General features: G+C 69.8%; 13 protein-coding genes and 1 tRNA gene. 7 read left to right on the top strand and 7 right to left on the bottom strand.

The annotated features are described in order from the left end of the window. Positions 1-74: 74 nt before the first annotated feature. The gene (locus tag LDO27_RS24020) at positions 75-989 is read right to left on the bottom strand and encodes a c-type cytochrome (RefSeq protein ID WP_224044401.1); all 915 of its coding nucleotides are present in this window, start codon (positions 987-989) and stop codon (positions 75-77) included. Positions 990-1,319: 330 nt separating this feature from the next. Here LDO27_RS24020 and LDO27_RS24025 point away from each other — a divergent pair. Beyond that, positions 1,320-1,395 (top strand) — tRNA-Arg (locus tag LDO27_RS24025). 100 nt (positions 1,396-1,495) lie between these two features. Here LDO27_RS24025 and LDO27_RS24030 read toward each other — a convergent pair. After that, on the bottom strand, positions 1,496-2,689 hold the full coding sequence (locus LDO27_RS24030; RefSeq protein WP_224044403.1) for a hypothetical protein: 1,194 nt from the start codon (positions 2,687-2,689) through the stop codon (positions 1,496-1,498). Positions 2,690-2,920: 231 nt separating this feature from the next. Between LDO27_RS24030 and LDO27_RS24035 the strand changes: the two genes are divergently transcribed. The 3 genes from LDO27_RS24035 to arfB all read left to right on the top strand — a co-directional run bounded on the left by LDO27_RS24035 (position 2,921) and on the right by arfB (position 4,310). Continuing rightward, positions 2,921-3,361, top strand: coding sequence for a helix-turn-helix transcriptional regulator (locus LDO27_RS24035; protein ID WP_222203154.1), 441 nt, complete (start codon positions 2,921-2,923; stop codon positions 3,359-3,361). Between the two features lie 72 nt (positions 3,362-3,433). Next, complete coding sequence (locus LDO27_RS24040) at positions 3,434-3,844, top strand: VOC family protein (protein ID WP_224044410.1); 411 nt, start codon at positions 3,434-3,436, stop codon at positions 3,842-3,844. A 67-nt stretch (positions 3,845-3,911) separates the two neighbouring features. After that, the gene (gene arfB, locus LDO27_RS24045; protein ID WP_222203158.1) at positions 3,912-4,310 is read left to right on the top strand and encodes an alternative ribosome rescue aminoacyl-tRNA hydrolase ArfB; all 399 of its coding nucleotides are present in this window, start codon (positions 3,912-3,914) and stop codon (positions 4,308-4,310) included. Between the two features lie 31 nt (positions 4,311-4,341). Here the strand turns inward: arfB and htpX are convergent, their stop codons facing one another. Together htpX and LDO27_RS24055 are read right to left on the bottom strand one after the other, a co-directional pair. Then, entirely contained in the window at positions 4,342-5,220 is an 879-nt protein-coding gene (gene htpX, locus LDO27_RS24050; RefSeq protein ID WP_224044413.1) for a protease HtpX, read from the bottom strand. A gap of 112 nt (positions 5,221-5,332) precedes the next feature. Then, a complete protein-coding gene (locus LDO27_RS24055) occupies positions 5,333-5,755 on the bottom strand; it encodes a hypothetical protein (RefSeq protein ID WP_224044416.1) in 423 nt (140 codons plus the stop codon). 202 nt (positions 5,756-5,957) lie between these two features. Between LDO27_RS24055 and LDO27_RS24060 the strand changes: the two genes are divergently transcribed. From LDO27_RS24060 to LDO27_RS24070, 3 genes are all read left to right on the top strand, one after another. Continuing rightward, complete coding sequence (locus tag LDO27_RS24060) at positions 5,958-6,452, top strand: Cd(II)/Pb(II)-responsive transcriptional regulator (protein ID WP_224044417.1); 495 nt, start codon at positions 5,958-5,960, stop codon at positions 6,450-6,452. Between the two features lie 400 nt (positions 6,453-6,852). Continuing rightward, complete coding sequence (gene rnk / locus LDO27_RS24065) at positions 6,853-7,269, top strand: nucleoside diphosphate kinase regulator (RefSeq protein ID WP_224044418.1); 417 nt, start codon at positions 6,853-6,855, stop codon at positions 7,267-7,269. A 347-nt stretch (positions 7,270-7,616) separates the two neighbouring features. Beyond that, on the top strand, positions 7,617-7,973 hold the full coding sequence (locus LDO27_RS24070) for a hypothetical protein (protein ID WP_224044420.1): 357 nt from the start codon (positions 7,617-7,619) through the stop codon (positions 7,971-7,973). Positions 7,974-8,127: 154 nt separating this feature from the next. Here LDO27_RS24070 and ypfJ read toward each other — a convergent pair whose 3' ends face one another. From ypfJ to LDO27_RS24085, 3 genes are all read right to left on the bottom strand, one after another. Beyond that, positions 8,128-9,006 carry a KPN_02809 family neutral zinc metallopeptidase gene (gene ypfJ / locus LDO27_RS24075; RefSeq protein ID WP_222203166.1) on the bottom strand — a complete coding sequence of 293 codons (879 nt, stop codon included), beginning with the start codon at positions 9,004-9,006 and terminating at the stop codon, positions 8,128-8,130. A 97-nt stretch (positions 9,007-9,103) separates the two neighbouring features. Next, complete coding sequence (gene pyk, locus LDO27_RS24080) at positions 9,104-10,582, bottom strand: pyruvate kinase (protein WP_224044421.1); 1,479 nt, start codon at positions 10,580-10,582, stop codon at positions 9,104-9,106. Between the two features lie 73 nt (positions 10,583-10,655). Beyond that, the gene (locus LDO27_RS24085) at positions 10,656-11,963 is read right to left on the bottom strand and encodes a glycerate kinase type-2 family protein (protein WP_224044423.1); all 1,308 of its coding nucleotides are present in this window, start codon (positions 11,961-11,963) and stop codon (positions 10,656-10,658) included. Positions 11,964-11,979: the final 16 nt, after the last annotated feature.

An 11,979-nucleotide genomic window follows, 5' to 3' on the forward strand; every position in this document is an offset into this window, starting at 1 on the left:
CTGAAACGACGAAGCCCGCGGCATGCCGCGGGCTTCGTCGTTGTGCACCCCGCCGTGGCGGGGCCTGCGTGCTGTTACTTCGACGCGTTGACCATGTAGTCGGCTGCGGCGATCACATCGGCGTCCGGGCCGGCATAGCCGCCCTTGGGCGGCATCACGCCCTTGCCCTTCAGCGCGAAGTTGTGCACGGCGTCCATGCCTTCCTTGATGCGCGGCGCCCAGGCGGCCTTGTCGCCCACCTTCGGCGCACCGGCCACGCCAGCCGCGTGGCAGGCCGCGCAGACCTGGTCGTAGACCTTCTTGCCCACTTCGGCGGAGGCGGCGGCGGGAGCGGCCGCGGCGGCCGGTGCCGCTGCCGCGGGTGCCGCCGGAGCTGCGGGTGCTGCCGCGGCCGGTGCCGGCGCTGCTGCCGGAGCGGCTGCCGCCGGGGCTGCGGCGGGTTCCGAAGCGGCGGCCGTCGCGGGCGCGGCCTGCGCCGGAGCGGGCGGCTCGGGGAACTTGGCACCGGCGCTGTCGGCCAGGTAGACCGCGGCGCGGGCCAGTTCGTAGTCGCTGTAGTCGTCGGGCGAGGTGCCGGCGCGCGGCGGCATCGCGCCCTTGCCGTTGAGGACCGACTTCATCAGCCCGTCGAAGCCCTGGCCCAGGCGCGCGCTCCAGTCGCCAGGCGCGCCTTGCTTCGGCGCACCCGCCGCGCCGGTGGCGTGGCAGGCGGCGCAGACTTCCTTGTAGACCTGCTCGCCGGTGCGGAACACGCGCGGCGCGTTGGGATCCTTCAGCTCCAGCGAGGCGACCGGCTTGATCCGGTCGTTGACGGCTTCGGCGCCGCCCGTGCCGCCGGCGCCTTCCGGCGCGCCGAGGCCGACGAAACTGACCAGCAGGATGATCACCAGGATCGGCACCAGGAAGGCTGCAATCACCACGGCAATCAATTGCTTCGGGGTCTTGATGGGAGACTGGTGTTCGTGGTGCTCGTTATGGACGTCGCTCATACGGAACTCTCGAATTTGCAGGAAACCTGTGGCCGCTCGTGCTCGGCTGCTTTTTGTGACCGGATCGGACGTTTGCGCAGCACCGGTGCACCGCACCGGCGAACCGCCGGCCGCAGCGCTCCCCGAGTGAAGGCGAAGCTGCCCCGTTTTTGCGCAAATAGCTCGCGATTATAGCCCCAAAGGCATACGCAATGGCGGCAAAAGGGGACGTTGCGAAACCTCTCCGGCCGGGCTCCGGCCTCGCGTCATGGACGCCGCCGGGCAAACACGGTATCCTATGCGACTTTCCGGCAGCGGCGTTCGCCCGCGGCCATCAGGCATCACCCTCGTGCGCCCGTAGCTCAATGGATAGAGTACTGCCCTCCGAAGGCAGGGGTTGCTGGTTCGATCCCAGCCGGGCGCGCCAAGATTTCCCCAGGTAAAACGAAGACGTACGTGTGCTTGCACGGGCTCGCGTTCGCCCGCGCCGGCCCGGCGGCAACCCGCCGGGCCGGACCGACGCAGATTTACTGCCTGGTGGCGGTCACGGTGCCGGAGGCCGTGCACTCCTGGCGCGTGGCGTCCAGCGTCCACGTCGTCGCGCTCATGTCCGCAAACGTACCCGCGAAATTGCCGGCCGCGTCGACCGTGCCCTTTACCTTGAAATAGCCCTCGGTGTAGAAGACCACGTCGGGGCTGGTCTGCGCGACCTCGCGCGGATAGATGTCGTCGATGCTGACTGCACCGCTCGCCGGGTCATAGCTGCCGACCATCTGCCCCGTCTCGCCTTCGTCCGTGTACCGCAGCACTGCGGCACGGCGCGCCGCGTCCAGAGCGATTTCCACCACTTCGGTGGTGTTCTCGGTCTCGATGCCGCAATAGATGGTCGCGGCGCCGCCGTTGCGGGAAACCACGGGCGGAATGAAGGAGGCGGTAACGACCTTGGAAAGCTGGTACTTGGCGAACTTGCCGTCCAGCGTGTCGGCCAGGTCCTTGTTGACGGCCGCGATCACTTCCGCGTTGGCCGGGTCCGCAAACCATTGCTCCGGCGTCTGGCCGCCGCTGCCCAGCGGCTGGTTCCTGACCGCCGCCGCCGCCAGGGCCAGCGTGTTCGGGGTCTGGCCACCGATCAGCGCGCTGCCTTGCGAGAAATCGATGACCGCCTTGATCAGGGTCGCCGCCTTCTGCACGACCGTGGAGTCCGGCACATAGGCGTCCTGCTCGTCCTTCGAGACCGTGCCGTCGTTGTTGGTGTCGGCCAGGGCGAAGTCGGCGGTCGTGAAATGCGTGACCTTGGCGGTGGGCAGGCTGGCGGTCGTGACGGCGCCGCCCGTGCCGGCGATGGCGAGCAATTGGTCCACCGTGCCAACCGTCGAGGCCAGCTTGATGTCGCTGCCCTTGGTGGCCACCAGCGTGATGAAGCCGGGCGCGAGATTGCGCGGAACCGTCATGGTGTAATTGCCCTGCGCATCCGTTTCGCTGGCGCAGATGGCCTCGCCGGCCGCGTTGCGCGCTTGCGCGCCGCCGGAGAACAGGCACACCTTGGCGCCCGCGATGGGGCCATCGACGACTTGTCCGCTCAGCGTGATCGTAGCGGTACCGCCGGCCGCGGGGCTGCCCGTATCGGCGTCGCCGTCGCCACCGCCGCAGGCGGCGAGGGCGGCAAGCATGGAGACAGACAGGGCAAAGCGGGTCGCTCGTGCGTTGAGGCCGAATTGCATCGGGATGGATTCCTTCTCGGTTGGAGTGATATGGCACGCTTGCGAGCCCAGCCAACGCATCTGCTTCTTCGCTGGAATGAAGGCCGGGGGCCATCTGCATATCGACCGCCGTACGAAAGGCATGCACCCCTCGGAAGTGGTAACGGGCGCCTGTTCGCGCGCATGCGAGATCGCTGCCCAGGGCAACCGGTGCGGATTGAGGGATCCATCCGCGCGTGGCAGCATATGCCGATGCCTGCCGCCGCCTCCGACACCGTCCTGCGTGACCTTGCCCGCCTGCGCCGCGTGCGCGACCGGATCGACCGGGACTATGCGCAGCCGCTGGACGTCGATGCGCTGGCCCGCGGCGTGCGGATGTCCGCTGGCCACCTCAGCCGGCAATTCCGGCTCGCCTATGGCGAGTCCGTCTATTCCTATCTGATGACACGGCGGATCGAACGCGCGATGGCGCTATTGCGCCGGGGCGATCTGAGCGTGACCGAAGTCTGCTTCGAAGTGGGCTGTTCCTCGCTGGGCACCTTCAGCACGCGATTCACCGAGCTGGTGGGCGTCCCGCCGAGCGCCTATCGGCGCGACCACGCCCGGGCGGCCGAAGGCATCCCCGCCTGCCTGGCCAAGGTCGTCACCCGTCCGATCAGGAATCGAGAAGCGCCTCGCAAGGTACCCGCTTAGACTGCCGTCCATGCCCCGGCACGCGGCGCGACTGCCGGGCTTCCCGTCTGCATCCGCCCAAGGAGAACGTTCATGGACATCACCATTCACTCGACCTTCCTGCCGCATACCGACCCGGAAGTCTCGCTGGCGTTCTATCGGGACGCCTTGGACTTCGAAGTCCGCAAGGACGTCGCGTTCGGCGATCACCGCTGGATCACCGTCGGGCCCAAGGGCAAGCCGGAGACTTCCATCGTGCTGTATCCGCCCAACGCCACGCCCGGTGTCACCGATGCGGAGAAGCGCACGATCGCCGAGATGATGGCCAAGGGCACTTTCGCGATGCTGTTGCTCGGTACCCGGGACCTCGATGCGGTCTTCCAGCGCTTGCAGCAGCGGGACGCGGAGATCGTCCAGGAGCCCACCGACCAGCCCTACGGGGTGCGCGATTTCGGCGTCCGGGATCCGGCGGGCAACATGATCCGCGTGCAGCAGCTGAAATAAGCGGGTGGTGCGGGGCCGGGCGCGGGGTCTTGGTGCGCTCGCGCATCCCGCGGTAAGCTCGGCCACCATGCCCACCGAGATCCCGCACCACGAATACGACATCACCGCCATCCGCGCCCAGGGCGCCGGCGGGCAGAACATCAACAAGGTGTCGAACGCCGTGCATCTGCGCTTCGATATCCGCGCGTCTTCGTTGAGGGAAGACCACAAGGAGCGCTTGATGCAGCTGCACGACCATCGCATCACGCGCGACGGCGTGGTGGTCATCAAGGCGCAGCAGCACCGCAGCCTCGAACTGAATCGGGACGACGCGGTGCGGCGCCTGCATGAGCTGGTGGAGAGCGTGGCACAGGCGCCGCGGGTGCGGCGCCCGACGCGGCCGACGCTGGGTTCGCAGCGGCGGCGGCTGGAGGGCAAGAGCCAGCGCAGCGCGGTCAAGGCGCTGCGCGGCAGGGTGGTGGACTGACCGGACGCGGCGGTCCGGTCGGCGGGCGGCGTTAGCGCGCGCCCTGCAGCGCGGCGATGCGGGCTTCGAGCGGCGGGTGGCTGGAGAACAGGGCCAGCCACGACGAACGCCCCGAGATGCCCAAGGCCTGCATGTTCTGCGGCAGGCCGTCCGGTTCGAGGCCGCCCAGGCGGCGCAGCGCCGAGACCATCGGCGAGGGCGAACCCATCAGCTGTGCCGCCCCCGCGTCCGCGCGGAATTCGCGGCGACGCGAGAAAGCGGCCACGATGATGCTGGCCAGGATGCCGAACACGATCTCGCAGACCACCACGGTGACGATATAGCCGATGCCGGGCCCGCTCGATTCCTCGTCGTTGCGGCGAAGCATCGAGTCGACGAAGTAGCCCACCACGCGGGCCATGAAGATCACGAAGGTGTTCACCACGCCCTGGATCAGCGTGAGGGTCACCATATCGCCATTAGCCACGTGCGCGACTTCGTGAGCGAGCACCGCCTCCACTTCTTCATGGGACATGCTCTGCAGCAGGCCGGTCGAGACGGCGACCAGCGAGCTGTTCTTGGTGGCCCCGGTGGCGAAGGCATTGGGTTCGCCTTCGTAGATGGCGACTTCCGGCATCGGCAGGCCGGCGCGGTCGGCCAGCTTCTGGACGGTCTGTACCAGCCACAGCTCGGTGCTGGTGCTCGGATGGGTGATCACCTGCGCGCCGGTGGACCATTTGGCGATGGTCTTGGACATCCACAGCGAGATGAAGGAGCCGCCGAAGCCCATCAGGGCGGCGAACACCAGCAGCATGCCGAGGTTCAGACCGTTGGCGGTCAGGAAGCGGTTCACGCCCAGCAGGCTGGCCGTGAAGCTGAGTACGAGCATGACGGCGAGGTTGGTCGCCAGGAACAACAGGACGCGTTTCATATTTGTCTGGAACGAAGAAAGACGAAAAGAAGGTGCGGACGAGCCGCGGTCGCGCGGACGCGGTCGGGCGTCCGTGCATGCCAGTCGCCGCGGCGGTTGCCGCGGGTGCGTTTCAGCCGCGCGGTGGGCGCGGCGGCAACGGCAGATGGGGTTCGGGGAGCGCGGCGCGGGCGTAGCCCGGCACGCCTGCGCGGCAAGGACCGGCCGCCAGCCGGGGAGCTGTGGCGGGAAGCAGTTGCTCGGCCAGGTCGGCGCCAGCCGGGGCGGGCTCGCCGGCCTCGGCCAGCGGGAAGGGCGCGGGGACCGGGGCGTCGGCGGGATCCGCCGCGCCCGGGGCACCGGCGGCTTCGAGCGCGCCTGGGGCCGACGGGCTGCCGGCCAGCAGTGCATCCGCGGGGATCGCAATCGCAGCGTGCGTGGAGGGCACGGTCGACATGCCGCCGCCGTGCGCGACACCGGCCGCCCAGGTCTGCAGGGGCAGGACGGCGAGCAGCACTAGCAGCAGAAGGCGCAGGAGCCGACGGGGGCGCAGCACGATGGCGATGGTCTTTTGGGGAGGTTGGCGAAAGCGGCCGAAGCGGCCATTCGCGTTCGTCGGGAATTCTACAGGAGGAGCGCGCGGCGGCGCAGCGCGGGCCGCACGTTGCGGGCCGGGGCGACAGGCCGGTCGCGCGATGCGGCGCGACGGGCTACACTGCCCTTGAAAACCCTGTAAGCGCTACAAGGTAGAAGCCATCATGCGAATCGGTGAACTTGCCCGCCATAGCGGCTGCGACGCGGAGACCATCCGCTACTACGAACGCGAAGGGCTGCTGGACCGGCCCCTGCGCGAGGACAACGGCTATCGCCGCTACAGCGGCGCGCACCTGGTGCAGCTGAACTTCGTGCGCCATTGCCGCTCGCTGGGGATGAGCCTGTCCGATGTGCGCCGGCTGCGCGACTTCGAGCGCGATCCCACGGTGGCCTGCGACGGCATCAACGCGCTGCTGGACCGCCAGATCGAACAGATCCACGCCCAGCGGGTCGCGCTCGAGGCGCTGGAGGGCCAGCTGCGGGCGCTGCGCCATACCTGCGACCATGGCCAGGCGGCCAGCGAGTGCGGCATTCTGCAGACATTGCAGCAGGCCGCGAGCGGGGGCGGCTGCGAATGCCATCCGGAGCCGAACCCGGGTGCGAACCCGGACCGGCACGGCGATGCGGCCGCGCACCCGGCCACGCACCCGGCCCCCTGAGCCGGCGGGCCGCGCCCTGTGCTAGCATCCCTTGAGCGTCGCCTTCCCGCAGGACGCACTTTTTCTTTCCAACCGTACCACCGATGACCGCCTGCCTTCCGACGTCCGCCGTTGCCGCCGCCGCCCGCCTTGCCGGGCATGCGGCCGCACGCCCGCGCGCCGTCGTCCAGGGCGTCATTGCCAAACCTGCCAGCCGGATTCAAGCGCCACTTGATCCAGCCCGGTTCCCCGCCTGATTCTTCCTCGCGCTAGCGGGCACAGGCCGAACCGGGCCTGAGCCACCTGCCGCATCCCGCTTTTTTTTTTGCTTTCCGAAGCCCGACCCCGATGTCACGGGCGGGCCGCTGGCCGATCGCCGCCCTCGTCGCGGCGAGCGGCCTTGCCAACCAAAGGAGCTGACATGACCGCATTGTCCAAGCAACCGACGCTGTACCTGACCGAACTCGACGTGACGCGCCTGGAGCGCATCGCCGAACGGCCGGGCGCCGACAAGCTGGCCGATATGCTGGACGCGCTGCTCGAGCGCGCGGCCATCGTGCCGGCCGAAACCATTCCCACGGATGTGGTGACCATGAATTCCTCCGTGCTGTGTGCGCTGGAGGGGGAGAGCGCCCCGCGCCAGTGGACGCTGGTCTATCCCGACGATGCGGATTTCGAGGGGGGACGGCTCTCGGTCCTCTCGCCCGTGGGCACGGCGCTGCTGGGCGCCCGGGCCGGCGAGACCGTCAGCTACCGGCTGCCGGACGGGCGCGAGCAGCATGTCACGGTGGTCGAGCTGTCGTACCAGCCGGAGGCGAACGGCCAGTTCACCCTCTGAGGGGGAGCGTCGTCCAGGCGGCGCCTTGCCGCCGCGGACGGTTCTCCGCACCACCGGCCCCTCTTCCGCCCGGCGGAGGGGGCCGCCACCGCACCGCCTGAGGCAGCGCGGCCGTTTCGCCGTCCCGCCACCCCTTCCCCGCAGCTCCCCGCACTCCCTCCCGCACCGACCGCTCATTCTCGAGCGTCAACGTTTCACGGCTCGCAACGCACCATTCGTCGCAGCCGTATTTCTCCCCGTCCGGCCGGCGACTAACCTTCAGTCCGTGCTCGCATGGCAACAAAGATCTGCCGGCAGCGCCAGTTCAGCAGTCGATAAAAACACCCAATCAGTTGAAGGAGTCCGAAATGAACGCCAAAAGCATCATTGGCGGTGCGTTAGCCATCGCCATCGCCGCCTCCTCGGTCGTGGCGATGGCCGCGCCGGCGGTCAATACCAAGGCCGGGAAGTTCGATGTCTATGCCGACGCATTGCGCGCCGGCCAGTTCAACACCTTCACCGACGGTGCGCGGCAGGGCCGCTTCGACACCTTCAGCGAAGGCGCCCGCCAGGGCGGCAAGTTCGATCCGTTCCTGGACGGCGCGCGCCAGGGCGATTTCGACCCGTTCACCGAAGGCGCGCGGGCTGTGCGCGGCGAGATCGCGGCGAGTTCGCTGGACAATTCGCGCTCGGGCGACGGTTCGCTGTACGGCTACCGCGTCTGACGCCCGGGCCGCCGCGGCGGCCCCTGTGTAGCGCACGACAGGCATTACCGGTTTCTCTCCCACCCCCCGGCAGACCTCCTCCTCCTTCTCTCTCTATGCCGGGTGGGTGATTTTTCCCCTCCCCTGGTTCCCGCTTCGTTCCCCCGCGTTCCGTTCAGAGCTGCTTGACCGCGAAGGCATCGCACTTGGCGATATCGCCGCTTTCCAGTCCGCGCCGCAGCCAGCGCACGCGCTGTTCGCTGCTGCCGTGGGTAAACGCGTCCGGCACCACATAGCCCTGCGACTGCCGTTGCAGCCGGTCGTCGCCGATGGCGGCCGCGGCCCTCAGTCCTTCCTCGATATCGCCCGGTTCCAGCAGTTGCTGGTTGGCGCGCTGCGCCGTGGCCGCCCATACGCCGGCCAGGCAATCGGCCTGCAGCTCCAGCCGCACCGACAACTGGTTCGCCTGCTTCTCGCTGACGCGGCGGCGCGCGCTGTCGACCTTGTCCGATACGCCGAGCAGGTTCTGCACATGGTGGCCGATCTCGTGCGCGATCACGTAGGCCTGGGCGAAATCGCCCGCCGCGCCGAAGCGCTGGCGCAGTTCGTCATAGAAGGACAGGTCGATATAGACCTTCTGGTCCGCGGGGCAGTAGAAGGGGCCCATCGCCGCCTGGCCGGTACCGCAGGCGGTGGGCGTGGCGCCGCTGAACAGCACCAGGGTGGGCGGGGCGTAGCTGCGGTTCAGGTCGTTCTGGAAGATATGCGACCAGGTGCGTTCGGTATTGCCCAGCACCTTGCGCACGAACACGGTCATCTGGTCCGTCGCCGGCGCCTGCTGCTGCTGGCTTGCCTCGGGATAGGGATCGGAGCCTTGCAGCGCCGAGCCGCCCTGCAGGATGACGGTGGGATCGATGCCGAAGAAGTAGGCGGCGGCAAGCGCGACGATGAGGGTGCCGACGCCGATGGTCTTGCCGCCACCGAAGCCTCCGCCAAATCCGCCGCCGCGGCGGTCCTCTACGTGCTGGCTTTCGGCTTCGTCGTCGAGACGCATGATGGCTCCGCAATGGTGATCGATCGCGGCACCAGGGATGAGCGGGCCGCAAGGCGCTGCCCAGTATAGCAACGGCGCTCCGCGCGCCCGCGTCCGGTCAGGCCGTCAGCGCGTCCACGGGTTCGCTGGCCGGCGCCGCGGCGGCCGGCGTACCGGCCGCGCCGCCCACCTCGGCCACGCGCAGCAGATTGGTGGTGCCGCCCTGGCCGAACGGCATGCCGGCGGCGATGGTGATCTGGTCTCCCGGCGCGGCATAGCCCTCGGCCAGCGCCGCGCGGGACGCGGCCTCCACCATCTCGTCGACGCTGCGCACATCGGGGCTGACCGTGGAATGCACACCCCACGCGAGCGCAAGCCGCCGGGCGATTTCCAGGTTGGGCGTGATGCTGACGATGGGCGCGTGGGGCCGCTCGCGCGCGGCGCGCAGCGCGGTGGCGCCCGACGAGGTATAGGCGACGGTGGCGACCGCGCCGATGATCTGCGTGACTTCGCGCAGCGCGGCGCAGATCGCGTCCTGCCGGGTGGACAGTGGCGCTTCGTGCTGCGCATCGAGCAGGTTGCGGTACAGCGGGTCGCGTTCGACCTCGGCGATGATGCGGTCCATCATCGCCACCGCGGGCACCGGATGGCGGCCGTTGGCCGACTCGGCCGACAGCATCACGGCATCGGCGCCGTCATAGATCGCGGTGGCCACGTCGGAGGCCTCGGCACGTGTGGGCACCGGCGCGTCGATCATCGATTCGAGCATCTGCGTGGCGACGACCACGGGTTTGCCGAGCTGGCGGCACACGCGCAGGATGCGCTTCTGCACGCCCGGCACGCGCTCGGGCGGCAGCTCGACGCCGAGGTCGCCGCGGGCGACCATTACCGCGTCCGAGACGCGCACGATCTCGTCGAGCTGCTGCAGCGCCGCGGGCTTCTCGATCTTGGACAGCACGCCGGCGCGCGTGCCGACGATCTCGCGCGCCTGCACCACATCGGCGGCGCGCTGCACGAAGGACAGCGCGATCCAGTCCGCGCCCAGCGACAGCGCGAAGTCCAGGTCGGCGCGGTCCTTGGCGGTCAGCGCGGGGATCGGCACCACGGCGTCGGGCACGTTGACGCCCTTGCGGTCCGACAGCGTGCCGTGGTTGACCACGCGCGTGACGATGCTGCCGCTGGCCACCGTCTCGATGCGCAGCTGGACCTTGCCATCGTCGATCAGCAACGACTGGCCGGGCGCGGCCACGCTGAACAGCTCGGCGTGCGGCAGATGCACCCGGCGCCCGTCGCCGGGCGTGGGGTCGCTGTCGAGCACGAAGACGTCGCCCGCGCGCAGGCCGACCTTGCCGGCGGCGAAGGTGCCGATGCGCAGCTTGGGCCCCTGCAGGTCGGCCAGCACCGCGATGGGCCGTCCGGCCTCGGCCTCCACCTGCCGCACGGCGAGGTAGCGCTTGCGGTGATCGTCGTGCGTGCCATGGCTGAAGTTGAGCCGGAACACGTCGGCGCCCGCCTCGAACAGCTGGCGGATCACCGCGATATCGGAACTGGCCGGACCGAGCGTGGCGACGATCTTGGCTTTGCGGTGGCGTCTCATGTGTTTCTCCTCGTTCTTTCGTGCAGGCGGGGGGCGGGCGCTCACGCGCTCAGGCGCTCTTGCGCTCACGCGCTCAGGCGATCAGGATCGCGCGGAAATCGTTGACGTTGGTACGGGTGGGGCCCGTGGCGACCAGATCGTCCAGCGCCGCGAAGAACCCGTAGCCATCGTTGTTGGCCAGGTGCGCGCGCGCGGACAGGCCGCGGGCCGATGCGCGCACCAGCGTGTCGGGCGCCAGCAGCGCGCCGGCATTGTCTTCGGAGCCGTCGATGCCGTCGGTATCCGCCGCGATCGCATGCACGCCGGGCAGGCCGTCGAGCGCCACGGCCAGCCCCAGCAGGAATTCCGCGTTGCGGCCGCCCCGTCCCTTGCCGCGCACCGTGACCGTGGTCTCGCCGCCCGACAGCAGCACGCAAGGCTTGCCGAACGGCTGCCCGTGCCGGGCGACCTGCCTCGCGATGGCGGCATGCACCTGCGCGACATCGCGCGCCTCGCCCTCGATGCAGTCCGACAGCACATGGGCCTCGAAACCCAGCGCGCGCGCGTGCGCGGCGGCCGCCTGCAGCGCGTCCTGCGCGGTGGCCAGCGTTACGCTGCGATGGCCGGCGAAGCGCGGATCGCCCGGCTTGGGCGTTTCGCCCGCGCCGCTCTCCAGATGCGCCCGCACGTTGGCGGGCAGCGCGATGCCGTACTTGGCGACCACGGCCAGCGCGTCGGCACAGGTGGTGGCGTCGGGCAGCGTGGGGCCGCTGGCGATCAGTGTCGGATCGTCGCCGGGGATGTCGGAGATCAGCAGCGTCTCGACGCGGGCGGGCGCGCACAGCAGCGCGAGCCGTCCGCCCTTGAGCGCGGACAGGTGCTTGCGCACGCAGTTCATCTCGCCGATGTTGGCGCCGCTGCGCAGCAGCGCCTGGTTGACCGCCTGCTTGTCGGCCAGCGTGATGCCCTCGGCGGGCGCGGCCAGCAGCGCCGAGCCGCCGCCGGAGATCAGGCACAGCACCAGATCGTCCGGGCCCAGCCCGCGCACCATCTGCACCATGCGCTGCGCGGCGCGCTGGCCGGCTTCGTCCGGCACCGGATGCGCGGCCTCGACGACCTCGATGCGCTCGCACGGCGCGCCGTGGCCGTAGCGCGTGACCACCAGGCCGGACAGCTCGCCCCGCCAGCGCGACTCCACCGCGCGCGCCATCGCGGCCGCGGCCTTGCCGGCGCCGATCACCACGGTGCGCCCTTTGGGCGGAGCGGGCAGATGGGGCGGCAGGCAGTTGGCCGGACTGACGGTGGCGACCGCGACGTCGAACAGCGCGCGCAGCAGCGTGCGCGGATCGGCGGAGGCGGGGCGTTGGGGCGTGAGCAGGGCGACGTGGGCGTCGGAGTGCATGGGCGGTCCTGGACGG

The organism is Cupriavidus respiraculi (assembly GCF_914271545.1).
GTDB lineage: Bacteria > Pseudomonadota > Gammaproteobacteria > Burkholderiales > Burkholderiaceae > Cupriavidus > Cupriavidus respiraculi.